The 25936-nt window shown below is 75.0% G+C and carries 20 protein-coding genes and 2 pseudogenes; 9 read left to right on the plus strand and 13 right to left on the minus strand.

The features are described 5' to 3' along the window. Positions 1-670: pseudogene (locus IR158_RS02355) on the minus strand (GTPase HflX); the annotation flags it as partial. A gap of 110 nt (positions 671-780) precedes the next feature. Here IR158_RS02355 and IR158_RS02360 point away from each other — a divergent pair. Continuing rightward, positions 781-1398 (plus strand): methyltransferase, encoded by a 618-nt coding sequence (locus IR158_RS02360; RefSeq protein ID WP_291808984.1) that lies wholly within the window; start codon positions 781-783, stop codon positions 1396-1398. Further along, positions 1395-2849, plus strand: a complete 1455-nt coding sequence (locus IR158_RS02365) for an MFS transporter (RefSeq protein WP_291808986.1) — start codon at positions 1395-1397, stop codon at positions 2847-2849. The genes IR158_RS02360 and IR158_RS02365 overlap by 4 nt, the downstream gene beginning before the upstream one ends. Before the next feature lie 20 nt (positions 2850-2869). Here the strand turns inward: IR158_RS02365 and IR158_RS02370 are convergent. The 4 genes and pseudogenes from IR158_RS02370 to IR158_RS02385 form a co-directional block, all read right to left on the minus strand. After that, positions 2870-3133 (minus strand): annotated as a pseudogene (locus IR158_RS02370) (thioredoxin family protein); the annotation flags it as partial. Next, entirely contained in the window at positions 3130-4071 is a 942-nt protein-coding gene (gene dapF / locus IR158_RS02375; protein ID WP_291809534.1) for a diaminopimelate epimerase, read from the minus strand. The pseudogene IR158_RS02370 and the gene dapF, both read right to left, overlap by 4 nt. A 41-nt stretch (positions 4072-4112) precedes the next feature. After that, positions 4113-5069, minus strand: coding sequence for a tRNA (adenosine(37)-N6)-dimethylallyltransferase MiaA (miaA, locus tag IR158_RS02380; RefSeq protein ID WP_291808989.1), 957 nt, complete (start codon positions 5067-5069; stop codon positions 4113-4115). Further along, the gene (locus IR158_RS02385) at positions 5066-5827 is read right to left on the minus strand and encodes a hypothetical protein (RefSeq protein WP_291808992.1); all 762 of its coding nucleotides are present in this window, start codon (positions 5825-5827) and stop codon (positions 5066-5068) included. Before IR158_RS02385 ends, miaA begins: the two co-directional genes overlap by 4 nt. Positions 5828-5953: 126 nt before the next feature. Between IR158_RS02385 and IR158_RS02390 the strand changes: the two genes are divergently transcribed. Both IR158_RS02390 and IR158_RS02395 read left to right on the plus strand, forming a co-directional pair. Beyond that, the gene (locus tag IR158_RS02390) at positions 5954-6535 is read left to right on the plus strand and encodes a YbjN domain-containing protein (RefSeq protein ID WP_291808997.1); all 582 of its coding nucleotides are present in this window, start codon (positions 5954-5956) and stop codon (positions 6533-6535) included. Further along, entirely contained in the window at positions 6532-7053 is a 522-nt protein-coding gene (locus tag IR158_RS02395; RefSeq protein WP_291809000.1) for a YbjN domain-containing protein, read from the plus strand. Before IR158_RS02390 ends, IR158_RS02395 begins: the two co-directional genes overlap by 4 nt. Before the next feature lies 1 nt (position 7054). Here the strand turns inward: IR158_RS02395 and IR158_RS02400 are convergent, their stop codons facing one another. Next, positions 7055-8644 carry a TrkA C-terminal domain-containing protein gene (locus tag IR158_RS02400; protein WP_291809003.1) on the minus strand — a complete coding sequence of 530 codons (1590 nt, stop codon included), beginning with the start codon at positions 8642-8644 and terminating at the stop codon, positions 7055-7057. Between the two features lie 118 nt (positions 8645-8762). Beyond that, positions 8763-10385, minus strand: a complete 1623-nt coding sequence (gene miaB / locus IR158_RS02405; RefSeq protein ID WP_291809006.1) for a tRNA (N6-isopentenyl adenosine(37)-C2)-methylthiotransferase MiaB — start codon at positions 10383-10385, stop codon at positions 8763-8765. Between the two features lie 144 nt (positions 10386-10529). Between miaB and IR158_RS02410 the strand changes: the two genes are divergently transcribed. From IR158_RS02410 to IR158_RS02425, 4 genes are all read left to right on the plus strand, one after another. Then, the gene (locus tag IR158_RS02410) at positions 10530-11324 is read left to right on the plus strand and encodes an amino acid ABC transporter ATP-binding protein (protein WP_291809009.1); all 795 of its coding nucleotides are present in this window, start codon (positions 10530-10532) and stop codon (positions 11322-11324) included. A 47-nt stretch (positions 11325-11371) separates the two neighbouring features. Continuing rightward, positions 11372-12244, plus strand: coding sequence for a glutamate ABC transporter substrate-binding protein (locus tag IR158_RS02415; protein WP_291809012.1), 873 nt, complete (start codon positions 11372-11374; stop codon positions 12242-12244). Between the two features lie 92 nt (positions 12245-12336). Then, positions 12337-13026, plus strand: a complete 690-nt coding sequence (locus IR158_RS02420; RefSeq protein WP_291809014.1) for an amino acid ABC transporter permease — start codon at positions 12337-12339, stop codon at positions 13024-13026. Next, positions 13023-13892, plus strand: coding sequence for an amino acid ABC transporter permease (locus IR158_RS02425; protein WP_291809017.1), 870 nt, complete (start codon positions 13023-13025; stop codon positions 13890-13892). The genes IR158_RS02420 and IR158_RS02425 overlap by 4 nt, the downstream gene beginning before the upstream one ends. A gap of 7 nt (positions 13893-13899) precedes the next feature. Here IR158_RS02425 and rny read toward each other — a convergent pair whose 3' ends face one another. The 6 genes from rny to IR158_RS02455 form a co-directional block, all read right to left on the minus strand. After that, positions 13900-15432 (minus strand): ribonuclease Y, encoded by a 1533-nt coding sequence (gene rny / locus IR158_RS02430; RefSeq protein WP_291809020.1) that lies wholly within the window; start codon positions 15430-15432, stop codon positions 13900-13902. Positions 15433-15667: 235 nt separating this feature from the next. Further along, positions 15668-16261, minus strand: coding sequence for a regulatory protein RecX (locus IR158_RS02435; protein WP_291809023.1), 594 nt, complete (start codon positions 16259-16261; stop codon positions 15668-15670). A gap of 5 nt (positions 16262-16266) precedes the next feature. Then, positions 16267-17307 (minus strand): recombinase RecA, encoded by a 1041-nt coding sequence (gene recA / locus IR158_RS02440; protein ID WP_291809026.1) that lies wholly within the window; start codon positions 17305-17307, stop codon positions 16267-16269. A 233-nt stretch (positions 17308-17540) separates the two neighbouring features. Beyond that, positions 17541-18341 carry an MBL fold metallo-hydrolase gene (locus IR158_RS02445; RefSeq protein ID WP_291809029.1) on the minus strand — a complete coding sequence of 267 codons (801 nt, stop codon included), beginning with the start codon at positions 18339-18341 and terminating at the stop codon, positions 17541-17543. Beyond that, positions 18338-20536: an alkaline phosphatase family protein gene (locus IR158_RS02450; protein WP_291809031.1), complete on the minus strand. Its 2199-nt coding sequence runs from the start codon at positions 20534-20536 to the stop codon at positions 18338-18340. The genes IR158_RS02445 and IR158_RS02450 overlap by 4 nt, the downstream gene beginning before the upstream one ends. Before the next feature lie 5 nt (positions 20537-20541). Next, the gene (locus IR158_RS02455; RefSeq protein WP_291809033.1) at positions 20542-20781 is read right to left on the minus strand and encodes a DUF3046 domain-containing protein; all 240 of its coding nucleotides are present in this window, start codon (positions 20779-20781) and stop codon (positions 20542-20544) included. Between the two features lie 64 nt (positions 20782-20845). On the opposite strand from IR158_RS02455, the gene IR158_RS02460 reads away from it, so the two are divergent. Further along, positions 20846-25933 carry a DEAD/DEAH box helicase gene (locus tag IR158_RS02460; RefSeq protein ID WP_291809036.1) on the plus strand — a complete coding sequence of 1696 codons (5088 nt, stop codon included), beginning with the start codon at positions 20846-20848 and terminating at the stop codon, positions 25931-25933. The last annotated feature ends 3 nt before the right edge of the window (positions 25934-25936 follow it).

Raw genomic sequence — 25936 nt, forward strand, 5'->3', positions numbered from 1 at the left:
GCCGGCTCATCGACTCGCCCCAGCCGCGCAGGCGCGGCAGCAGGTACTCGAGCTGTGCGAGCTCGACCTGCGCCTTGCCCTCCCGGGACTTGGCGTGCTGCGCGAAGATGTCGAGGATCAGTGCCGTGCGGTCGACGACCTTGACCTTGACGATGTCCTCGAGCGAGCGGCGCTGCGACGGCGCCAGCTCGCCGTCGACCACGACCGTGTCGGCGCCGACGGCGGCCACGAGGGTCGCCAGCTCGGCCGCCTTGCCGGAGCCGAGGAACGTCCCGGGGTCGGGCGTGCGTCGACGCTGCAGGAGGCCGTCGAGCACCTCCGAACCGGCCGTCTCGGCGAGCGCCGCGAGCTCACGCAGCGAGTTCTCCGCCTCGTCCGCCGTGCCCGCGCCCCACAGGCCCACCAGCACCACCCGCTCGAGCCGCAGCTGCCGGTACTCGACCTCGGAGACGTCCTGCAGCTCGGTCGACAGGCCGGCCACACGCCGCAGCGACGTGCGCTCCTCGAGGTCCAGCTGGTCCCCGTCGTACGACGTGTGCGACGTGCCGCCCTCCTGCACCGCGGTACCGGCCCGGGCGAGCACACGAGCGACGACGTCGTCGGCCACCTCCTGAGCGCTGCGCGCCGGCGCCTCGTGCGCCTCGTCGGTGGTGTGCTCTCGGTCGTCCACGCGGGTCCTCTCGTCGTCGGTCGGCTGTGTCCAGGATCGCACGCACGTACGACGCCCGCGACGGGATTTCGCTGCAGGCACAGGGCGCGCGCACCGTTAGCCTCGGTCCGGTGAGCGGCACCGACGACCCGCAGGGCGACCACTACTTCACGGCCCGGCCGGCCTCCGCCGAGCAGCGCCGGACGCTGCACGTGCGGCTGGCAGGGCGCGACCTGGAGGTCGAGACCGCCGGCGGCGTGTTCTCGCCCGACCACGTGGACCTCGGCACGCAGGTGCTGCTGCGCACGGTCCCCCCGCCGCCCGCGGGCGGCGACCTGCTCGACCTGGGGTGCGGCTGGGGTCCGGTCGCGCTGACGCTCGCGCTGCACTCCCCCGACGCCCGCGTCTGGGCCGTCGACGTCAACGAGCGCGCCCTCGACCTCGTCCGGCGCAACGCCGCGCGTCTCGGCCTGCGCAACGTGGTCGCGACGACGCCCGACTGCGTCCCGGAGGACGTGCGCTTCGCCACGCTGTGGTCGAACCCGCCGGTGCGCATCGGCAAGCCCGCGCTGCGCGCGCTGCTCACGCACTGGCTCCCGCGCGTCGCGCCCGGCGGCGAGGCGTGGCTCGTCGTGGGCCGCAACCTCGGGGCCGACCCGCTCCAGCGCTGGCTGACCGACGAGGCCGGGCTGCCCACGACGCGTGAGGCGAGCGCCAAGGGGTTCCGCGTGCTGCGGTTCGCACCATGACCCTGCGCGCGGACAGCACCTCGCCCGACGCGATGTGGCGCGCCCGGCGCACGACCGCGTACGCCATGTTCGCGCTCGTGGTGCTGGTGGCTTTCGAGTCCTTCGCCGTCACGACCGTGATGCCGCAGGTCGCCGACATCCTCGACGGGCGGACCCTGTACGCGTTCGCCTTCGCCGGCCCCCTGGCGACCGGGGTCGTCGGGATGGTCGTGGCGGGCGCGTGGTCGGACCGGCGCGGACCCGCCGCGCCCTTCGCGGCCGGTGTCGCGCTGTTCGTCGTCGGGCTGGTGGTCGCCGGGTCCGCCGCCCACATGCCCGTCCTCGTGGCCGGGCGCCTGGCGCAGGGCCTCGGAGGCGGTGTCGTCAACGTCACGCTGCTCGTCGCCGTCGCGCGGGCCTACCCGCCGGTGCTGCACCCGCGGGTGTTCGCCTGGTTCTCGACCGCCTGGGTCCTGCCCTCGGTCGTGGGTCCCTCGCTCGCGGGCCTCGTCGCGGACCTCGCCGGGTGGCGCTGGGTGTTCCTGGGTGTCGCGGTGCTCGTGCTGCCCGCCGCGGTGCCCCTGCTCCGGACGGTCCGAGGCCTCGGGGCGGCGGTCCAGGACGCGCCCGGTCCGCGCACGGACGGCGAGCCGGACGACGCGCTGCGCCGCGTCGGCTGGTCGGTGCTCGTCGCCGTCGCGGTCCTCGCACTCAACCTCGCCGCACCGTTGCCGTCACCGTGGTCGCACGTCGTCGCGATCACCGCGGTGCTCGTCGCCCTCGTGGCTGCCCGCCCGCTGCTGCCCCGGGGCGCGCTGCGTGCCCTGCCGGGCCTGCCGGGCGTCATCACCACGCGCCTGATGCTGTCGGGTGCCTTCTTCGGGGCGCAGGTGTACGTGCCGTACCTGCTGGTCGAGCGCGACGGCTGGGGCACCACCGCGAGCGGGCTGGGCCTGTCGACGGCCGCGCTCGCCTGGTCGGGGGCCTCGGTGGTCCAGGGGCGGCTCGGGGCGAGGCTGCCGAGCAGGACCGCCGTGCGGATCGGGACGGCCCTCGTGCTCGTGGGCGTCGGGGGCGCGGCCGCCGTGACGGCGCTCGGCCTGCCGGCCTGGGCGCTGGTCGTCGTCTGGACGGCTTCGGGAGCCGGGATGGGGATCGGGTCCTCGCGGCTGAACGTGCTCCTGCTGGGCTGGTCCACGCCGCAGGAGCAGGGCCGCAACAGCGCCGCCAACTCGATCGCCGACTCGGTCGGTGCGGCGCTCGCGCTCGCGCTGACGGGTGTCGTGTTCGTCGCCGCAGGTGGCGACGAGGGCTACGCCGACGCCGGCCCGTTCGTGCTGGCGTTCGCCCTCACGGCGGTCCTCGCGCTCGGTGCCGCCGCCGTCGCACCGCGCGTGGGTGTCCCGCCGACCGAGCGCCCGGACGGCGCCTCGGCCTCCGGGACCGCGAGCGCCAGCGCTCCGAGGACCTGAGACGACGTCGGCACGCCCTGCGCCCGCACGACCACCGCGCCGGCGGCGTCGAGCACCACGACCGTCGGCGTCGCCGTGACCTCGAGGGTCGCCGCGAGTGCGGGGGCGTCCGCCACGTCGACGTCCACGTGACGCACGCCCGGCACGGCGTCCGCGACGCGCGCGAGCACCCGGTGCGCGGTCCGGCACGGTGCGCAGAACGCGGTCGACACCTGCAGGAGCGTCGCGCGCTCCCCCAGCGGGGCGCCGACCTGGTCGGCGGTGAGGGTCAGCGTCACGGTCACGCGGGCAGCGCGGCCAGGTCCACGGTGGCGTCGGCCACGAGGACCGCCGGTCCGGCGAGGTCGGCCCGGCCGTCGGCGTGCAGCGTGACGCGCACGGTGCCACCCGGGACGTCGACGAGCCACACGCCGGGGGCCTGGGGTCCGCCCCACGCGCGCACGGCAGCGGCTGCGGCCACGGCACCGGTACCGCACGACCGGGTCTCACCCACGCCTCGCTCGTGCACCCGCATGCGGATGCGGCCGACGACGGTACCGTCGGCCGCCGTCCGCTCCCCCAGCGGCACCACGAGCTCGACGTTCGTCCCGTCGACGGGGACGGGCTCGACGTCGGGCGGCACGGTCAGGTCGGCGGCATCCAGGTCGGACTCCTGCGCGAGCACGACGACGGTGTGCGGGTTGCCGACGTCGACCGACAGCCCGGGGCGCGGCACGGCCAGCCCGGCGACGTGGACCTGTGCGTCACCACCCGACCCGAGCGCCGCCGAGCCCGCCGGGAGCACGACCGCGCCCATCCCGACGGTGAACCAGGGCTCGTCCCCGCTCTCGGGACGCGTGGCCACGACGGTCCGCACGCCCGCACGCGTCCCGACGTCCAGCGGCCCGGTCGCCGGGTCCCACAGGCCGAGCCGGTGCGCGTACCGCGCGAAGACGCGGACACCGTTGCCGCACATCTGCGCGACCGACCCGTCGGCGTTGCGGTAGTCCATGAACCACGTCGTGCCCGTCACCGCGCCGGGCGCCTCGGCGAGCCGCTGCGTCGCGACCAGCCGGATCACGCCGTCCGCGCCCAGGCCTGCACGTCGGTCGCACAGCCGCCGGACCAGTACCGGCGTGAGGTCGAGCTCGCCGTCGCGGTCGTCGAGGAGCACGAAGTCGTTCTGCGTGCCGTGGCCCTTGGTCACCGCGAGCGTGCCCGCGCGCGGTCCGTCGGCCTGCAGCACGCCGGTGGTCGCGACGGGGCTCGGGGCGGTCGGGGTGGTCACGAACCCAGCGTACGGCGCACAGCCGTGCCCGGTTCCGGGTGAGGCAGCCGACCCGCGTCGGCGGCGGCCACGAGGTCGAGCGCCCGTGAGACGAGGTCCGGGTCCTGCGCGTCGAGCCAGTGCACCCGCGGGTCACGACCGAACCACCCCATCTGCTTGCGGGCCAGACGCCGCGTGCCGGCAGCCGTCGCGGCGCGGGCGGCGTCCGCGTCGAGCGTGCCCTCCAGCTGGGCGAGCGCCTGCGCGTAGCCGACCGCACGCGACGCGGTGCGTCCCATCCCGTGCTCCGCGAGCCGCCGGACCTCCTCGAGGAGACCCTCGTCCCACATCCGCTCCACACGCCGTTCGATGCGCGCGTCGAGCGTCGCGCGGTCGCAGTCGAGGCCGATCTGCAGCGCCGGGACCTCGTACTCGTGGCTCGGCAGGCTCGCGGAGTACGGCCGGCCGGTCAGGGCGATGACCTCGAGGGCGCGGACGATGCGGCGGGCGTTCCGCGGTCCGATGCCCTCGGCCGCCACGGGGTCGGCCGCCGCGAGCTCGGCGTGCAGCGCTCGGGCGCCCTCGTCCTCGACCCGCCGCTCGAGCGTCGCCCTCAGCTGCGGGTCCGTACCGGGGAACTCCATGCGGTCGAGCAGCGCCCGGACGTAGAGCCCCGACCCGCCGACCGCGACGGCGCGGACCGCGCGGCGGGCGAGGTCCGCCAGCACACCGCGTGCGCTGTCCTGGTAGTCGGCGACCGACGCCTCCTCCTGCGGGTCCAGCACGTCGAGGAGGTGGTGCGGCACGCCCCGCCGCTCGTGCGGCAGGAGCTTCGCGGTCCCGACGTCCATCCCGCGGTACAGCTGCATCGCGTCGGTGTTGACGACCTCGGCGCCCAGCGCCTGCGCGAGGTCCAGCGCGAGGTCGGACTTCCCCGTCGCCGTGGGGCCCACCACGGCGACCACGAGCGTCACGGCGTGCCCTGCCAGGCGACGACCGCGTGCCCCGCGCCGCGCCACACCGTGGCGTGCACGACGTCCGGCGCGGGCACGTCGGCGCCGCCGGCGTCGAGCGCCCCGACGAGGACCTGCCACGGCGCCCAGCCGGTCACCCCGAGGGCCACCGCCTGCGCGACGTCGAGGCCCGCGAGCGCGTCCCGTGCCGACGCGCCGCCCGCGCGGAGCGCCGCCAGCAGCTCGCGCTCCACCGCGGCCGCGCGGTCGTCGTGCGGCAGCGGCGCGTCGTGGCCGTGCCTCGCCGCACCGGACCCCACGACGACGAGCGCCGTCGGCCCGTCGGAGGTGGTCGACCCGCCGAGCTCCCGCAACGGGGCGGCACCACCCGGGGCGACCTCGACGACGTGGAGGCGGGAGGCGGGCACTCCCGCCTCCAGCGCGAGCCGCACGCCGGTGGCCGCGCCCGTCCCGGGTGGCCCGGGGACGTCCGCCGGGCCACCGGGCGCGCGCCCGAGCAGCACCCGCGGGACCTCGCCGGCCAGCAGGTGGTCGGGCACCCCTGCGGCGCCCGCGCCCGCGTGGACCACGCCGGTGACCGACCTGTCGACCGGTCCCGGCGCGACGACCACCACCCGGGGCGCGCGCTCGACGGCCCGGGCCACGGCGGTCGTCGCCGCGGAGCGCAGGGCGACGAGCTCGGGGTCGTCAGGGCCGCGCCCGGCCGCACCGGGCAGCAGCAGGACGGTGTCGGGGACGAGGGCGGCGGCGACGAGCACGGACCGACGGTAACGCCCAGCCGCGTGCGACCGGGCACCGCCCGACGCTGCCGGGACGTGCCCGTCACTGCCGGGCGGAGCCGGACCGGCGGGCCGGGCGTCCGCGTCGGCGGGTAGGGTCGGCGCATGGGGTGGTTCCGTCAGCTCGCCCGCCGATGGGTCGGTGCACGCCCGGCGGCGGACGCGTCGCACGCCCAGGTCGACGACGTCGAGCTGCACGACCGGGTCGCCGAGCTCCTCGTCCGCGAGCTGGGCACGGCCGAGCACGCGAGCACGGTGCCCACCGCCGTGTCGCCCGCGAGGATCGCGTCGTGGATGACCGACAACCAGTTCTCGTACTTCATCGACAACGACGGGGACCTCGGTGGCCTGTGGCGAGGCCGCCTGTTCTACTTCTTCCTGTTCGGCCAGCAGGCCGAGATCCTGCAGGTCCGCGGCCAGTGGCACCGCGAGCTGGCGATCGAACGGCTCGAGGAGGTGCTCGACCTGTGCAACGAGTGGAACGCCGAGCGCATCTGGCCCAAGGCGTACGTACGGGTGCGTGACAACGGCCGCGTCCACGTCGTCGCCGAGGTCGCCACCGACCTCGAGCACGGCGCGACCGACGCCCAGCTGAGCCAGATGCTGTTCTGCGGGCTGTCGACCGGCAGCATGCTGTTCGACGCGCTCGACGAGCGGTACCCGGACCCGGCGGGGGCGGCGCCGTGAGCACGCCCGGCTGGCTGCTGCGCGTGCTCGGCGGTCTGCCGAAACCGACCAAGGGCCACTCGCTCGACGACGAGCCGCCGCGCCCGCTGACGCGCGACCGCGTCGCCGACTACCTCCTCGCGCGCGGGTACCGGTTCGTGGTCGACGACGACGGTGACCTGACAGGGACGTGGGACGGCAGCCGCTTCTGGTTCCTGCTGCTCGGTGACCAGCAGGAGATCCTGCAGGTGCGAGGTCGTTGGCACCGCTCGCTGCCGCTGGAGCAGCGCCGCGCTCTCGCGCTGGCGATCAACGACTGGAACCGCGAGCGCATCTGGCCCAAGGCGTACGTCCGCGAGGAGGAGGGGATGCTCGCGGTCTACGCCGAGGTCTCCGCCGACCTCGAGCCCGGCGTCACCGACGTCCAGCTGGCGCAGCTGCTCGCGTGCGGCCTGGGGACCGGGGTGCAGCTCTTCGCCGCGCTCGACCCCATCGTGCCCGCGGACGGCGCCCCTCCCGCCGACGTGCCGGACAACTGAGTCACAGACCCCCGAGGATGCGTCCCACGACGATCTTGGTGATCATCGCCGCGGGGTACACGAGCGCGTAGCCGAGGGCCACGCGAGCGTCGTACCCGGTGCGCGCGTTGGCGAACGCCAGGACCGCGGGCTGGGTCTGCGCGCCGCCCATGATGCCGGAGAGCCGGGTCCCGCCGATCGCGAAGACGCGCCGCATGACGAGGTACAGCCCGGCAGCGACGACTGCCGTGACGACGACCCCGAGCGCGAGGATGCGCAACCAGTCGCCCGACGTGAAGGCGGCTCCGATCTGCGCGCCGGCCTTGGAGCCCGCCTGTGCGAGGAAGACCAGCAGGCCGAGCTCGGCGATGGCCTGCGCCGCCGTGTACGGCATCGCGGTGACCACCGGGCCGATGCGGCCGATGCGGCCGAGCACCAGGCCGACGAGGAGCGTGCCCGCCGCGGACCCGATCTTGAAGACGCTGCCGCCGACCGGGATCGCCGCCGCGCCCAGCAGGATCCCCAGGGCCATGCCGACGCCCAGCACGACCGGCATGATGTCGGACAGCCCGCGCGAGGAGTCGCCGAACCACGCCGAGACCTCCGCCATGCGCTCGCGCGGGGCGATGACCCGGACGCGGTCCCCCAGCTGGAGCTGGAAGTCGTCGGTGGCGACGACGTCCACGTCGCCGCGACGCACGCGGGAGATCGTGGCGCCGAACCGGTGCAGCAGGTCCAGCTCGGCGATCGTGTGACCCGCGGCACGCTCGTCCGAGACCGTGACGCGGCGCACGTCGAGGTAGAGCCTGTCCGCCTCGAGACGGTGCGACGACGTGTGCCCGAGCTCGCGCGTGACCGCGTCGACCTCCTCCGTCGGCCCGACGACGGTGACGAGGTCGTCGAGCAGCAGCAGGTCGGTCGCGTCCGCCGTCTTGATGGGCGACTGCTCACCGCGACGCACCCGCGAGAACTTGATGCGGTCGCCGTGCTGGTCCTCGAGGTCCTGGATGCGGGGCCGTCCCGTGACCTCGACGCGCACGGTCCGACTGACGAGCGTCGGCGGCGCGTCGGTGTCCTGCTCACGGTGGCGCAGCGCGGCGGACACGGCGACGAGCATCCCCACGACGCCGAACAGGTACGTCACGGCGTACCCGATGGTGGGGCCCGTCGCGTCACCCGCGGCGTCGCGTGCGGCCGCGAGCGCCGGTGTGTTGGTCACCGCCCCCGCCCAGGCCCCGGCGACCACCGCGCGGTCCAGGCCGAGCAGACCTCCGACCGCCACGGCGACACCACCGCTGGCCGCCAGCACGCCCGCCATGGCGAGGATGGGTCCGAGGCTGCGACGCAGCGAGGAGAAGAAGGTCGCGCCCGAGACGAGCCCCACGCAGAACGTGAACAGCGCCAGGCCGAGCGTGCCCAGCGCCTCGGTGATCTCGAGGTCGATGCCGTAGGACGACGCCCACGCCGACAGCGCGATCGCGAGGAACAGCACCGCGGCCGCACTCAGTCCGACGCCGCGCACCTTGACGTGCCCGACGGCGGAGCCGACGCCGATGACGATGAAGAGCAGGAGGACAGGCTGCTGGGCGAGGAAGACGAAGACCTCGGACATCACGGCTCCACGGGACGCTGCGGGCGCCGCGGGACGACGGCGTTGCCTCCCCCCATTGAAGACCTCGCCGCGTCCGGCTGCGTGGTCCCAAGGGCCCGGTCCGGGCCGGCGGCGTCCGTCAGCCGGTCGGGCGCCCGACCCCCGGCAGGCCGAGCACGACGGGACCCGTGGGCGCGCCGGTCGTGCCGCAGCCCGTGCCCGCGTCGCCGTGGGCGTGCTCCTCGCGGCCCTCGGCACGCGCCTGCCAGGCGTCCCCCGCCCGGGTACGACGCACGAGGAACGTCCCTGCGGGTGACAGCGCCGAGTCCGCCACGAGGTGGTGCGGAGCGGCCTGCGTGACCTGCACGGTCACCAGGTCCCCGGGGCGCGGTGCGTCGGCCGGTGCCAGACCTGCGGGCAGCGCGAGGTGCACGAGCCGGTTGTCCTGCGCCCGGCCCGAGATGCGGGCGGTCGCGCCGTCCTTCCGTCCTTCCCCCTGCGCGACGAGGACGTCGACCGTGCGGCCGACCTGGGCGGCGTTCTCCTCGCCGGAGATCCGCTCCTGCAGCGCGACGAGCCGCTCGTACCGCTCCTGCACGACGCTCTTCGGCAGCTGGTCGGGCAGGTCGGCGGCGGGCGTGCCCGGCCGTGGCGAGTACTGGAAGGTGAACGCGGACGAGAAGCGCGCCGCCTCGACCACGCGCAGCGTCTCGAGGAAGTCCTCCTCCGTCTCGCCCGGGAACCCGACGATCACGTCCGTCGTGATCGCCGCGTGCGGGATCGCGGCGCGGACGCGCTCGAGGATCCCGAGGAACCGGTCGGACCGGTAGGAGCGACGCATCGCGCGCAGCACCCTGTCCGAGCCCGACTGCAGGGGCATGTGCAGCTGCGGCATGACCGTCGGGGTGTCCGCCATCGCCTCGATCACGTCGTCGGTGAAGGCGGCCGGGTGCGGCGAGGTGAAACGGACCCGCTCCAGCCCCGGGACGGCACCCACCGCGCGCAGCAGCTTGCCGAACGCGTGCCGGTCCCCGAACCCCACGCCGTACGAGTTGACGTTCTGGCCCAGCAGGGTGACCTCGATGGCGCCCGTCGCGACGAGCGCCTCGACCTCGGCGAGGATCTCGCCCGGTCGCCGGTCACGCTCCTTGCCCCGCAGGTGGGGGACGATGCAGAACGTGCACGTGTTGTTGCACCCGACACTGATCGACACCCATCCCGCGTACACCGACTCACGACGGGTGGGCAGCGTGCTCGGGAAGACCTGCAGCGACTCGGCGATCTCGACCTCGGCCGCCGCGTTGTGGCGGGACCTCTCGAGGAGCGCGGGCAGCACGTCGAGGTTGTGCGTGCCGAACACCACGTCGACCCACGGCGCCCGCTCGACGATCCCCGCCCGGTCCTTCTGGGCCAGGCACCCGCCGACGGCGATCTGCATGCCCCCCGGACGCGACCTCTTGGTCCCCGCGAGGCGACCGAGGTTGCCGTACAGCTTGTCCGCCGCGTTCTCCCGGACCGCGCACGTGTTGATGACCAGGACGTCGACGTCCTCGGCGGCGGCGGCCGCCGCAGGAGCGGCCACGTAGCCGGCCTGCTCGAGCATGCCGGCCATGTGCTCGGAGTCGTGGACGTTCATCTGGCAGCCGAGCGTCTTGACGAGGTACGTGCGCGGGGTCCCGTCGGCGCGCACGGACCCGCCGACGGGGTCGGTCGCGGGATCGGGCGCGTCCGCGGGGGCGGGGGCAGGCAGGGTCGTGGACATCGCCTCCAGGGTACGACCCGACGCTCCGCGGACCGCGCGTCCGCCACGCGTCGGCCGCAACGGGCCATTACGCGCGAACCGGCCGTTACGGGACCGTGACGTGCAGTCATGGCGCCGGCAACAAGTCACCCGTAGGTTCGACCAATGGCCGACAGCATCACGGCGGGGCCCCGGCCCGCGGACGTCACGACACGACCCACCGGCGAGCCACTGATCGTCCTGGACCACGTCGACAAGCACTTCGGGGACCTGCACGTCCTGCGCGACGTCAACCTCACGATCCACCGGGGCGAGGTCGTCGTCGTCATCGGGCCGTCGGGCTCGGGCAAGTCGACGCTGTGCCGGACGATCAACCGGCTGGAGACGATCGACTCCGGCACGATCTTGGTCGACGGCAAGCCGCTGCCCGCCGAGGGGCGCGAGCTGGCGCGCCTGCGCGCGGACGTGGGCATGGTGTTCCAGTCGTTCAACCTGTTCGCGCACCGCACCGTGCTGGAGAACGTGACGCTCGGCCAGGTCAAGGCCAAGGGTGTGAAGCCCGCGGTCGCCAGGGCGACGGCCATGGAGCTCCTCGACCGGGTCGGGGTCGCGGACCAGGCGGCCAAGCGGCCCGCTCAGCTCTCCGGCGGGCAGCAGCAGCGCGTCGCCATCGCCCGCGCGCTGGCCATGAAGCCCCAGGCGATGCTCTTCGACGAGCCGACCTCCGCGCTCGACCCCGAGATGATCAACGAGGTCCTCGACGTCATGGTCGGCCTCGCGCACGACGGGATGACGATGGTCGTGGTCACGCACGAGATGGGCTTCGCGCGGCGCGCCGCGAACCGCGTCGTGTTCATGGACGCCGGCCAGGTCGTCGAGGAGGCCGATCCCGAGACGTTCTTCACGGCGCCGCGCAGCGGCCGTGCGAAGGACTTCCTGTCCAAGATCCTGACCCACTGACCCGCACCTCAGACGGACCGATGATGGACGAACGAAGGGAAGCGCTCATGCGTGCACGACGACTGGCGATCGCCCTCACCGCGGTGGCAGCACTCACGCTCGGAGCCTGCTCGGGCAACGCCGACGAGGCGGACGACGCCGCGGACCCGGGTGCCGCAGAGACCGAGACGAGCGAGGGCGGTGCCGAGGGGACCCTGCGCATCGGCATCAAGTTCGACCAGCCAGGCCTGGGCTACCAGGACGGCAGCGACTACACCGGCTTCGACGTCGCGGTCGCGAAGTACGTCGCCGACAAGCTGGGCTACGGCGCCGACCAGATCGAGTGGGTCCAGGCGCCGTCCGCGCAGCGCGAGACCATGCTGCAGAACGCCCAGGTCGACATGATCTTCGCGACGTACTCGATCACCGACAAGCGCAAGGAGGTCGTCGGGTTCGCCGGGCCGTACTTCGTCGCCGGGCAGGACCTGCTGGTCGCCGCCGACGACGACTCGATCTCCGGCCCCGAGGACCTCGAGGGCAAGAACCTGTGCTCGGTCACCGGCTCCACGTCGGCGCAGCGCATCAAGGACGAGTACGCGGCCGGCACCGAGCTGCTCGAGCAGCCGGGCTACGCCGAGTGCGTCACCGCCCTGGTGGCGGGCACCGTCGACGCGGTCACGACCGACGACATCATCCTCGCCGGTCTCGCCGCCATCCCTGCCAACGAGGGCAAGGTCAAGGTCGTCGGCAACCCGTTCTCCGAGGAGAACTACGGCGTCGGGCTCCCCAAGGACAGCGACGTCTGCGAGGACGTGAGCGCCGCCATCACCGAGATGATCGAGGACGGCTCCTGGCAGGAGGCGCTCGACGAGAACGTCGGTGCCTCCGGCTACGTCCCGAACGACGAGCTGAACCCGCCGACGGTCGCCGCGTGCGCCTGACCATCGCCTGACCGCCGCCCCCGGGGCCGGTCCCGCCCACGGCGGGACGGCCCCGGGGCACGCCCACCGCACCGCACCCTCGGGAGGCCCGGGTGGACGAGGGGTACCTCGACCAGTTCCTGTCCCTGTTCGACCAGTTCGACGTGCTCGGCGCGTTCTGGGTGAACATCCAGCTCACGCTGTACGCCGCCGTCATCGCCCTGGTGGTCGGCACGGTGCTCGCGCTCATGCGGATCTCACCGGTCCCGAGCCTGCGCTGGGCCGGTGCCACGTACGTGACGCTGCTGCGGAACACGCCGCTGACCATCATCATCGTGTTCTGCGTGCTCGGCCTGTGGGGGCAGCTGGGTCTCACGCTCTCGAGCGACTTCCAGACCAACTTCTTCCGGCTCGCGGTGCTGGGCCTGGCCGTCTACCACGCCGCGTTCGTGTGCGAGGCGCTGCGCTCGGGGGTCAACACGGTCCCCGTCGGCCAGGCCGAGGCGGCCCGTGCGATCGGGCTGGGGTTCTGGCCGGCGGCGCGGCTCGTCATCCTGCCCCAGGCGTTCCGCGGTGCGGTCGCGCCGTTGGGCAACGTGCTCATCGCCCTCATCAAGAACTCCACGGTCGCCGCCGCCGGCTCGGTGGCCGAGACGTCAGGACTCATGCGGACCATGATCGAGTTCCGTCCGGACGTCATCTTCGCGATCTTCCTCACCTTCGCGATCGGCTACGTCATCATCGTCGTGCCTGTCGGCCTCGCGACGACCTCCCTGTCCCGACGCCTGGCGGTGGCCCGATGAGCGAGCTCGTCCTCTTCGACGTCCCCGGCCCGCGCACGCGGCGGCGGATGGTCGTCGTCAACGTGCTCGCCGTGCTCCTGGTGGCCGCGCTCGGCGCCTGGGCGCTCGTGCTCCTCGGTCGCAAGGGCCAGCTCGCGGCCGACCTCTGGCAGCCGTTCCTCGCCAGCAGCACATGGGTCGACTACCTCCTGCCGGGCCTGCGCGACACGCTGCGAGCGGCCGGTCTGGCGATCGTGGCGTCAGCGGTGTTCGGACTCGTCTTCGGGCTCGGGAGGCTGTCGGGCTCCCGAGTCGTGCGCTGGCTGTCGGGCACCGTCGTGGAGTTCTTCCGGGCCGTGCCCGTGCTCCTCATGATGATCTTCTTCTACCAGGGCATCTCCCAGCTCCGTGTCGTCGAGCCCCGGGACGTGCCGTTGCTCGCGGTGGTGCTGGCGCTGACCCTGTACAACGGGTCGGTGTTCGCCGAGCTCGTGCGCTCCGGGGTCCACAACCTGCCGCAGGGGCAGCGCGAGGCGGCCCTGGCGGTCGGCCTGCGGCCGGCGCAGTCGCTGCGCCTCGTCGAGGTGCCGCAGGCGCTGATCGCGATGCTCCCGGCCATCGCCTCGCAGCTGGTCGTCATCCTCAAGGACACGGCGCTCGGCGCGATCATCACGTACCCGGAGCTGCTGGACGCCTCCCGACGCTTCGGGTCGGGCAACGGCAACATCCTGCAGTCGCTGCTCGTCGCCGCGCTCGTGTTCATCGTCATCAACTACGCGCTGACGTCGTTCGCGCAGCGGCTCGCCTCCCGGGTGGGGCGGCTCACCGCAGGCGCCGCGAAGGCCGAGGCGCCTCCGCTCGTGGTGGCCACCGGCGCGGACCGCTAGACGGGTCTCAGCCGGCGGTCGCACTCGCCCGCAGCTCGCGGACGACCGTCACCCGGATCTCCCCCGGGTACGTCAGGTCGGCCTCGATGTGCTTGGCGATCGACGACGCGAGCTGCGGCAGTGCGCGGTCGTCCACCTCGTCGGGCTCGACGACGACGCGCACCTCGCGGCCCGCCGCCATCGCGAGCGCCCGCCGGACACCGTCGTGGGCCGCGACGAGCGCCTCGAGCTCACCCATCCGCTCGACGTACTGGTCGATCTCCTGGCGGCGCGCACCGGGCCGTGCCGCCGAGATCGCGTCGGCCGCCTGGACGAGGACCGCCTCGACGGTCGTCGCGGGCACCTCGTCGTGGTGCGCAGCGATCGCGTTGACGACGGCGTCGGACTCACCCAGCCGACGTGCCAGGTCGGCGCCGACCGCCGCGTGCGTCCCCGGTACGTCGCCGGTGAGCGCCTTGCCCACGTCGTGCAGGAAGGCGCCCCGACGCGCGACCGTGACGTCGGCGCCGACCTCCGCCGCGATCCCGGCCGCGATCTGCGCGCTCTCGACGAGGTGCTCGAGCACGTTCTGGCCGTAGGAGGACCGCAGCCGCAGGCGGCCCATCGTGCGGACGAGCTCCGCGTGCAGCCCGTCGATCCCTGCTCGCTCGGTGGCGTCGTGCCCGGCGGCGTCGTGGCGGTCGTCCGCTCCTGCGAGGGCCTCGGCGTAGGCGGCCTCGATGCGCTGCGGGTGGATGCGCCCGTCTGCCATGAGCGCCTCGAGTGCGACCTGGGCGACCTCGCGGCGCTCGGCGTCGAAGCAGGACAGCACCACCGTGTCGGGCGTCTCGTCCACCAGGACGTTGACCCCGGTGAGTGCCTCGAAGTGGCGGATGTTGCGCCCTTCCTTGCCGATGATGCGGCCCTTCATCTCGTCCGAGGGCAGCGGCAGGATCGACACGACGGGTTGAGCACTCGTGGGCACGGCCACGCGCTGCACGGCGGTCGCGACGATGCGCCGCGCCCGGGCCTCGGCGGTGCGTCGTGCCTGGGCCTCGGCGCGCCGCACCTGGGCGGCCGCGGCAGCGACCGCCTGGTCCGTGATGCGCCGGGTCAGCTCGGCCAGGGCCTCGTCGTGGGTGAGGCCGCTGACCGACTCCAGCTCGGCGCGCGCCTGCTCGCGTGCGTCGGCGAGCCGCTCGTTCGCCGCACGTTCGGCGTCGGCCAGCGTCCGGGCCGCGGCGCGTTCGGCCTTGTCGAGCTCACGGGCGCCTGCTCGCCTCAGCTCGGCGAGAGTCTCCGCCTCGCTGCGGGCCCGCCGCTCGAGATCGGCCAGCTCGCCACGTTCGGCAGCGAGCTCGCGCTCCCGGTCTGCGACCCGTCGCTCGCGCCTCTCGGCGTCGGCGAGCATCGCCCGCGCGTCGTCACGGATCCGCGCGACGTCCTCGGTGGCGCCACGGCGGTGCTGGTCGGCCTCGCGGCGGGCGGTGAGCACCAGGATGAGTGCGACGAGGCACGCACCGAGCAGTCCCACGACGGTGGCGATCGGACCCGGCTCCACAGGACCTCCTGACGGGGACGTCCTGGGCGGACGCCACACCACCATTGTCACCGCTCACCGGGGCGGAACCGCCTCGCCGCGCCCGGCCGGGCGCCCGCCGACCTCGCCGGGCCGTGCGACGTCGGGGGCGGTCGCCGTCGATCGACCGGCACCTGCCGCCCGATCTCCGCCACGCCGTCACACCCCTGGGCATGCAGCAGCGGCCCGACCTGCCGCCCGACCCTCCGCCTGGACGTCAGACCTCGAGGTCGCCCAGGGACTCGTCGTCAACGTCCTCGGAGGCCAGTTCCTCGCGGACGATGCGGGCGACGAGGCCGGCCGAGTAGCCCTTGCGGCCCAGCGCACCGTAGATGCGCCGGATGCGCACCGCTGTCTCGAGGCCTGCGGTGGTGCGCAGCCGACGCCGGACGAGCTCACGAGCCGCCTGCTCCTCGTCGGCGTCGTCGACGTCCTCGAGTGCGACCGCCGCCGTCTCGTCGTCGATCCCCTTGCGCCGCAGCTCGACACCCAGCGCGCGACGGGACAGACCGCGCTCGGCGTGCCGCGACCGGACGAACATCCGCGCGTACTCCTGGTCGTCGATGAGCCCGACCTCGGTGAACCGGTCGAGCACCCGCGTCGCGACGTCCGAGGGGACGTCGCGACGGGCGAGCGCGTCGGCCAGCTGCCCGCGCGACTGCGCCGCAGCCGCCAGGCGGCGCAGGACGATCGCCCGGGCCAGGGACTCAGGATCGGGTTCGGCGTCGTGCGCTGCCGAACCACCGTCCGGCGGCTCCGGAGCCGACCGGCCGCGGCGACGTGCCGCGGGCCGGCCGGTACGGTCTGCCACGCCTGTCAGAAGTCGACCGGGGCCGGGGCGTCGGCGGGAGCGTCGACCTTCGCACCGATGCCGAGCTTCTCGAGGATCTTCTTGTCGAGCTCGTTCGCGAGGTCGGGGTTGTCGCGCAGGAACTTGCGGGCGTTCTCCTTGCCCTGCCCCAGCTGGTCGCCCTCGTACGTGAACCACGCACCCGACTTGCGGACGAAGCCGTGCTCCACGCCCATGTCGATGAGCGACCCCTCGCGGGAGATGCCCACGCCGTACAGGATGTCGAACTCGGCCTGCTTGAAGGGCGGGGCCATCTTGTTCTTCACGACCTTGACGCGCGTGCGGTTGCCGACCGCCTCGGTGCCCTCCTTGAGGGTCTCGATGCGGCGGATGTCCATGCGGACCGACGCGTAGAACTTCAGCGCCTTGCCACCGGTGGTGGTCTCGGGGCTGCCGAAGAACACGCCGATCTTCTCGCGCAGCTGGTTGATGAAGATCGCGGTCGTGCCCGAGGCGTTGAGCGCGCCCGTGATCTTGCGCAGCGCCTGCGACATGAGCCGCGCCTGCAGACCCACGTGCGAGTCGCCCATCTCGCCCTCGATCTCCGCCTTGGGCACGAGCGCCGCGACGGAGTCGATGACGATGATGTCGATCGCGCCCGAGCGGATCAGCGTGTCCATGATCTCGAGTGCCTGCTCGCCGTTGTCCGGCTGCGACACGAGGAGGGCGTCGGTGTCGACCCCCAGCTTCTTCGCGTACTCGGGGTCGAGCGCGTGCTCGGCGTCGATGAACGCCGCGATGCCGCCGGCCTTCTGGGCGTTCGCGACGGCGTGCAGCGCGACGGTGGTCTTGCCGGAGGACTCGGGTCCGTACACCTCGACGACCCGGCCGCGCGGCAGGCCGCCGATCCCGAGCGCCACGTCCAGGGCGATGGAGCCGGTCGGGATCACCTCGACGGGGGCGCGGCCCTCGTCGCCGAGACGCATGACCGATCCCTTGCCGAACTGGCGGTCGATCTGGCTGAGTGCGGCCTCGAGGGCCTTGGAGCGGTCCGGAGCAGCGGCCATGGGGTCCACCTCGTCGTCTCGTGCAGCGTCGTGCTGCGCCTGCGGGGGCTGGTCTTGTCGCGGTGACGCTATGCCCGACCACCGACATCGCGACCGGACCTCGCACGGACCCGTGGACCGGCTCGTCGCCGGGCGGGGCTGTGGTCGGTTCGACCGTGTCACCGTGGGCCACGCTACCCGAACACGTGTTCGATCACGCGCCACGACACGCGCGTGCCGTCACGCGCGTGTCGTCACGCGCCGTCCACCTCGCCGGTCGCCGCGACGACGACCGCACCGCCCGGGCGCAGCACGCACGGTCGCACCTCCGGTGCGAAGCGGTGCACGGCCGCCTCGAAGGCCGGGCCCGCCCGGTCCATCCAGCCGGGCGGCAGGCGCCGCGACGCCGGCGCGTGCAGCGTCCCCCAGTGCACGGGCACCGCGACGCGAGCCCCGACCAGCGCGCACACGCGTGCGGCCTCCACCGGGTCCAGGTGCCCGCCGGAGAGTCGCGGGCCCCACCCGCCGACCGGCACCAGCGCCAGGTCGACGGCCGCCCCGGCGAGCTCCGGCACCCGGGCAAGGCCGGGGAATGGGCCCGTGTCGCCCGCGAACCACACGGTGAGGCCGCCTCCCCGCACGACGAACCCCGTCGCGGCGTTGGGCCGGTGCGGCATCGGACGGTGACCGTGCTCCGCCGGCACCGTCCGCACCCGGGCCGTCCCTCCCGTCGCGCCCGTGACCGTGCACCACTCCCCCGGCGCGACGCCCACGCCACGCAGGCCGTTCTCGCTGAGCCAGTGCGCGCTCGACGGCGCCGCCAGCACGGGCACGGGGCCGAGCTTGCGCAGCGACCCGAGCTCGGCGTGGTCGTGGTGCAGGTGCGACACGAGCGCCGCGTCCGCGCCGCGCCAGTCCGACGTGCGCGGCGCCACCCCGCCGCGTCGACGCAGCAGGCCCGCGTGCCGCCGCAGCAGCGGATCGGTCACCATCCGCACCCCGCCGACGTCGAGCACGACGGTCGCGTGCCCGAGCCAGCACACCCGCACGCTCACACGTCCTCCCGGACCCGCCGTGCCGCCACGACCCCGGGCCGCACACCGCGCTCGACGAGCCACGCCACGAGCTGCGCGTGCACGGCGTCCGGCCCGACGAGCATCCGGTGCCCGCCGACCTCCTCGCGCCGCGCGTCGTCGACGACGAGGTCCGCCGGGTGCAGCAGGAACGCGAGGTTCTGCGCCCCGCCCAGGCCGCCGTGGGAGCCGACCTGACCCTCGAACGCGTGCACGTCGTCCCGCGGGCCGACCGCGGAGACGAGGAGCAGGTCGCCCGTGTCCGCCAACCGCGCCGCGCGCGTCAGGTCGGCGCGCGCCCGCGCCGGGTACGGCGCGAGGGGGTCCTCCCCCTCGACGACGTCGCCGTCCGCCTCCAGGAGCCGCAAGCCGCGTGCCCCGACCGCGACGAGCCCGCGCGTGCGGGAGTCGACGACGACGACGCCGACGGCGGGTCGGGCGGCGAGGCCCGGGACGAGGCCGGGCCACCGCTCCTGGAGCTCCTCCAGGAGCATCCTGCCCGGCGCGTCGGGGAACCAGACGAGGCCCAGGTTCCCGGAGCCGACGACCACGACGTCCGGCACGTCCCCCGCCGCCGGGTGGGCTCGGCCGTGCTCGCGGACGCGCGGGACGCCCTCCTCGCGGCGCGAGCGTCCGCGCCGCCGGTCCGTCCCCGCGTCCGGGCCGAGCACGACACGGTCACCGGGTCGGCCCAGGACACCCGTGAGCAGCGCGTTGACCGGGCCCCACTGCTCACCGTCGGTGCTCTGCAGGCCCTCGGCGTCCGGGTCCGCCATGAGCGCCCGCACGGTGTCCAGCAACGAGCGCCCCTCGACCTGCTCGAAGGTGGCGCCGAGCGTCTGCCCGTGGTCCGAGAGCACGACGAGGTCGTAGGCCCGCGGCGCGATCCTCGCCACCTCCTCCAGGATGCGCAGCACCTGGTCGAGCCCCTCGAGGGAGCGCAGCGACTCGGGTCGCGTCGGCCCCGCGTGGTGCGCGACCTCGTCGTAGTCGACGAGGTCGACGAACACCGTCGGGTCACCGCGCACGAGCGCGTCGGCGACGAGCGACGTGGCGAGGTCGCGCAGCAGCACGTTGCTCACTGCACGGAGCACGACGTACCACCCGCCGCGCGGCACCCGCGGACGCACGTCGTGGACCGCCTGGCGACGGGCCTGGTAGAGCTCCTTGACGACCTCCCCCACCGTGAGGACCACCGCACGGGCGAGCACGAAGGGCCGCGCGAACACCCGCGCGTAGCCCGCGCCCGGGCCGAGCCCGTGCCGACGGCCCCGGCTCATCACGAGGAACGCCGACGACGCGTCACCCGAGAACATGGTGGCGACGGCCGTCCCACCACCGGAGAGCAGACCGTGCCCGTCGCTGAGCCGCTCCTCGACCAGCGCCGCGTCGTCCGGGTGGTTCGTCACCACCAGGCGGCCCAGGCCGCGGTCCCACCACCGGAACGCGGGGATCCGGTCAGCCGCGCCGTGCAGCAGGCCCGCCTGCGCGGCCGGCGTCGTCGAGGGGACGGTCGACCACCAGGGCTCGACGCGGTGCGTGCCCTGCTCGACCCACCGCTGCATCGTCGGCACCAGACCCGCGTCCACGGCCTGGTCGAGGACGGGCGCGCTCACGCCGTCGAGCTGGACCACGAGCAGCCCGGGCGGTCGCGCGGCTCCCTCCGCGGCGACCCCCCGGGTGTGGCGACGTGCGCGCCGCACGACGTCCGCGACGACGTACTCGTTGTCGCTGGAGCCCCACACCCACCGGCCGACGGCCATCACCACGGAGGCGAGGAGGAGCACCCACACGACCGACCACCCGGAGGCCAGGGTGACGCCCGGCACGATGCGCAGCGCGAGCCACGTCACGAGCACCTGGGCGGCCACGCCGGCGATCAACGCCCCCCCGGCACCGGCGGCTGTCGCGAGCAGCCGCAGCGGGGCGCGCAGCACGAGGTCCCCGAGCCCGACGGCGAGCGCCACGAGCACCACCGCCCACGGTGTGGTCAGCGTGACGCCGTCGACCAGGGCGATCGCGGCAGCCAGGCCGAGGGCTGTGACGACGAGCGAGACGAGGGCGTCGGAGACGTCGCCCGCGCGCGGCAGCCAGCGCCCGCGGGCCGACCGCTGCGCGCTCCGGCGGTCTCCGTCCGTGTCACCGGCGCCCTCCGGCGCCGGGGCGACGCCGGTCATCGACGTCAGCGCCCGGGCCGCGGCGGCGCCTGCCGGTGCTGGTCCGTCCCCCAGCGGGCGGTGTCCGGGATACCGAGCGCGTCGCACAGCGCGTGCCACACGACCCGCGGCTCGACGCCGTCCGCGAGGGCCTGGGCACCGGTGCGGTGACCGAGGTCGCCGATGACGAGCTCCTCGAGCAGCAGCCGGCCCTCGACGGGGCCGAGGACGTCGGCGACAAGGTCGGCAAGCTCGCGGTTCCTCACGGACCCAGCCTGCCACCGGCGGGGGCGCCGCGCGCGTGTCGGTCCCTGCCGACACAATGGCCCGGTGGTGCTCGACCGCTTCTCCGACCCGACCCGGACGTGGTTCACGGGGGCGTTCGACGCACCCACCGCGGCGCAGGCCGGCGCGTGGGAGGCGGTCTCCGGCGGCGACCACGCCCTGGTCGTTGCCCCCACCGGGTCGGGCAAGACGCTCGCCGCCTTCCTGTGGGCCCTCGACGGGCTGCTGACGGGACAGGCCCCGCCCGACCCGGCGAGCCGGTGCCGTGTGGTCTACGTCTCCCCCCTGAAGGCGCTCGCCACGGACGTCGAGCGCAACCTGCGCTCCCCGTTGGTGGGCATCCGGCAGGCGGCGACCCGGCTCGGCTCGACCCTGCCGGAGGTCACGGTCGGCATCCGCACGGGTGACACGCCCCCCGCGGAGCGGCGCGCGTTCGCGACGACGCCCCCGGACGTGCTCATCACGACGCCCGAGTCCCTCTACCTGGTCCTGACGTCGGGGGCGCGGCGCGGCCTGGCAGGCGTCCGCACCGTGATCGTCGACGAGATCCACGCCGTCGCGGGCACGAAGCGTGGTGCGCACCTCGCCGTGAGCCTCGAGCGTCTGGACGCGCTGCTCGAGGCCGAGGGCGGACCGGGCCCGGCGCAGCGCGTCGGTCTGTCGGCGACCGTGCGCCCCGTCGACGCGGTCGCGGCGTTCCTCGGCGGGGCACGTACCCCGGCGGACGGCGGGCGGCCGGTGGTCGTCGTGCAGCCGCCGTCGCAGAAGGTCATCGAGGTCGAGGTCGTGGTCCCCGTGCCGGACCTGGGCGACCTCGCCGCCGCAGCGCGGCCGGGTGCGGGCGGCACGACACCCGGCACGGTCAACCGCTACGGGGGCCCCGGCATCGACCCCGATCTCGCCGGCTTCGGTGCGCCGGACCCCGGTGCGGCGGCCCCGGTCCTGCCCGACGCCGAGCGGCCGCGCGCGTCGATCTGGCCGCACGTCGAGGAGCGGGTGGTGGACCTGGTGGCGGGTCACCGCTCGACGCTGGTCTTCACCAACTCCCGGCGCGGGGCCGAGCGGCTCACGGCGCGCATCAACGAGGTCTGGGCGGAGCGGCAGGGTGCCGAGCCTCCCGACCCCGGCACGGTCCGGGCCGCGGCCGTGCCCGGCCAGTCGGGCACGGCCGCGGGCGTCGACACGCGCGACGCCACGACGATCGTCGCCCGAGCGCACCACGGGTCGATGAGCCGTGCCGAGCGGACCCGGACGGAGTCCGAGCTCAAGGCGGGTCGTCTGCCCGCGGTGGTCGCGACGAGCTCGCTCGAGCTCGGGATCGACATGGGTGCACTCGACCTGGTCGTCCAGGTGGGCTCACCGCCGTCGGTCGCCAGCGGGCTCCAGCGCGTCGGGCGCGCAGGGCACCAGGTCGGGGCGGTGTCGCGCGGCGTCGTGTTCCCGACGTACCGCGGGGAGCTGGTGCCGGCGGCGGTGACGGCCCAGCGGATGCGCACGGGCGAGCTCGAGGCGCTGGCCGTCCCGGCGAACCCGCTCGACGTCCTCGCGCAGCAGGTGGTCGCGATGGCGGCGGTCGACGACTGGCCCGTCGAGGACCTCGCCCGCGTGGTCCGGCGCGCGGCGCCGTTCGCGAGCCTGGGTGACGCGACGCTGCACGCGGTGCTCGACATGCTCGCGGGCCGGTACCCGTCCGAGGACTTTGCCGAGCTGCGGCCGCGCGTCGTGTGGGACCGCGTGTCCGACGTGATCTCGGGCAGGCCCGGCGCCCTGCGTCTCGCCGTGACGAGCGGCGGCACCATCCCGGACCGCGGCCTCTTCGGGGTGTTCCTCGCGGGCGGGGGCGAGACGAGCGACGTCCCCACGGACGCCGAGCGCTCGGGGGGCCGGGTCCGGGGCGGCAAGCGGGTCGGCGAGCTCGACGAGGAGATGGTCTACGAGTCGCGCGTCGGCGACACGTTCACGCTGGGGTCGAGCACCTGGCGCATCGAGGACATCACGCCCGACCGCGTGCTGGTCACGCCCGCGCCCGGCGTCCCGGGCCGGCTGCCGTTCTGGAAGGGCGACGCGCCGGGACGTCCGGCCGAGCTGGGTCGTGCCGTGGGCGCCTGGGTCCGGGAGGTGGCCGCCCTGCCCCCCGCGGCTGCGCGGGCGCGCGTCGAGGCCGCCGGGCTGGATCCCTGGGCGGCCGACAACCTGCTCGCGTACCTGGGCGACCAGCAGGAGGCGACCGGTCAGCTGCCGAGCGACGCGGTCGTCGTCGTCGAGCGGTTCCGCGACGAGCTGGGCGACTGGCGCATCGTGCTGCACTCGCCCTACGGGGCGCGGGTCCACGCACCCTGGGCCCTCGTGCTGGCCGCACGCCTGCGGGAGCGGTACGGGGTCGACGCCGCGGCCATGCACGCCGACGACGGCATCGTGCTGCGCCTGCCGGACGTCCTGGACGAGGCTGCGGACGAGGCCTGGGGCGACGATCCCGGTGCGGCCGCCGGTCCGCGGCTCACGCTCGAGGACCTCCTGATCGACCCGGACGAGGTGCTGGCGTCCGTCCGTGACGAGCTCGGCGCGTCCGCGATGTTCGCGGCGCGGTTCCGGGAGGCGGCCGGCCGCGCACTGCTGCTGCCCCGCCGGCGCCCCGACCGTCGCCAGCCGCTGTGGCAGCAGCGGCAGCGCGCAGCCCAGCTGCTCGAGGTGGCCGCCCGCTTCCCCGACTTCCCCATCCTCCTGGAGGCCGTGCGCGAGTGCCTGCAGGACGACTTCGACACCGAGGCGCTCATCGGGCTCATGCGGGACGTCGTCACCGGCCGGGTGCGCGTGGTCGAGGTGACGACGCCGCACCCGTCACCCTTCGCCCAGTCGCTGCTGTTCGGGTACACCGCCCAGTTCCTGTACGAGGGTGATGCCCCGCTCGCGGAGCGCCGTGCCGCCGCCCTCACGCTCGACCCGACCCTGCTGGCGGAGCTGCTGGGCACGGGGGGCGAGTCGCAGCTCGCGGACCTCCTGGACCCCGAGGCGGTCGAGCGCACGGAGGCCGAGCTGGCCGGCACCGCGCCGGACCGCCAGGCGGGATCGCTCGAGCAGGTCGCGGACGTGCTGCGGCGGCACGGCCCGCTCACGGCGCCGGAGGTCGCGGCGCGCGCCCGACCCGACGTGCGCGACGCCGTCCCCGACTGGCTCGAGGAGCTCGCGGCCGCCCGGCGCGCGATCCGGGTGCGCCTCGCGGGTGTCCCGGCCGACCGGGCCGAGCAGTGGGCGGCCGTCGAGGACGCGGGGCGGCTGCGTGACGCGCTCGGGGTCGCGCTGCCCGTGGGCGTCCCCGAGGTGTTCACCGAGGTGCTGCCCGACCCGCTCGCCGACCTGCTGCGCCGGCACGCCCGCACGCGCGGCCCGTTCCCGGCGGCACAGGCGGCCGCCCGGTTCGGGCTCGGGATCGCGGTGGTCACCGACGTGCTGCGCCGCCTCGAGGCGTCCCGCGTGCTGGTGCAGGGCCGGCTGCGCCCCGACGTGCTCGGGGGCACCGGTGACGAGTTCTGCGACGCCGACGTCCTGCGCCGGCTGCGCCAGCGGTCGCTCGCAGCCCTGCGCGCCCAGGTCGAGCCCGTCGACCCGCAGGCGCTGGGCGTCTTCCTGCCGCTGTGGCAGGGCGTGCAGGTCGTCGGCCGCCGCCCGAGCGGGCTGCGCGGCGTCGACGCGGTGGCACGGGCGGTCGAGCAGCTCGCCGGCTTCGCGGTGCCCGCCTCCGCGCTCGAGTCGCACGTCCTTCCCGCCCGCGTCCCCGACTACGTCCCCGGGATGCTCGACGAGCTGACGGCGGCCGGCGAGGTGCTGTGGGCGGGCCACGCGCCGCTGGCCGGGCACGACGGTCTGGTGTCGCTGCACCCGGCGGCCGTCGCCGACCTGACGCTGGCACCCGTGCCGGACCTCGACGACCCCGACGCACCGGCAGCCGACCGTGTCCACCGCGCCGTGCTGACCGCGCTCGAGGGCGGAGGGGCGTGGTTCCTGGGTGCGCTCGTCGACCGCGTGGCCGCGGTGTGGCTGGACGAGGACGCGCCGCCCGACGGCCCGGGCGTGCTCACCGCGCTGTGGGACCTGGTGTGGGCAGGCCGGGTCACGAACGACGGGCTGGGCCCGCTGCGTGCGTGGCTCGCGGGCGGTCCCACGGCGCACCGCACCCGCAGCACCCCGGCACGGGGCCGGCCGATGCGGCCGCGGCTCGGGCTGCGCGCGGGCGGACGGCTCGGGCTGCCGGCGTCCGCGCGTGACGGCGGCCTCGCGCGCGCGACCGGCACGACGTCCGGACCAGGGGCCGGCCGGTGGTCCCTGCTGCCGGCGCGCGAGCCGGACGTCACCGTCCGTGCGCACGCCCTCGCCGCACAGCTGCTCGACCGGCACGGGGTGCTGACGCGGGCCGTGGCGCCCGCCGAGGGCATCGGGGGGCGGTTCGCCGGCGTGTACCGGGTGCTCGCCGCTCTCGAGCAGTCGGGGCAGGTGCGCCGCGGTTACTTCGTCGAGCGGCTCGGGGGGTCACAGTTCGCGCTGCCGGGCGCGGTGGACCGGCTCCGCACCGACGCGGAGGTCGTCGAGCGGTCCCGCGAGCGCGCGGCGGACCGCCGGGACACGGCGCCGTCCGGCCCGCACCTGCCGTGGCAGGACGTACCCCCACCCGCGTGGGGAGCACCGTCCGGACCGGCGCCGTGGTCGGCGCAGATGCCTGCCCGCTCGTCGTCGCAGGACGACCCGTGGGTCGTCGTGCTCGCCGCGACGGACCCCGCCAACCCCTACGGGGCCGCGCTCGCGTGGCCCGATCCTCCCGAGGGCCGCGACGGGTCCGGCCATCGTCCCGGCCGCAAGGCGGGAGCCGTGGTCACGCTCGTCGACGGCGCGCTCGCGATGTACCTCGAACGCGGGGGCCGCACGCTGCTGACGTTCAGCGACGACCCGGTCGTGCTCACCGCTGCGGCGTCCGCGCTCGCGAGCACCACGCGGGCCCGCCACCTCGGGCGCCTGACGGTCGAACGCATCGACGGTGCGCAGGTGCTGTCCTCCGAGGTGCTCGGGTCACCGGTCGCGACCGCGCTGACGGCCGCCGGGTTCCTCACCACGCCGCGCGGCCTGCGCCTGCAGGCGTCGTGACGG

Source organism: Cellulomonas sp. (assembly GCF_015234515.1).
Classification (GTDB): Bacteria; Actinomycetota; Actinomycetes; order Actinomycetales; family Cellulomonadaceae; genus Cellulomonas.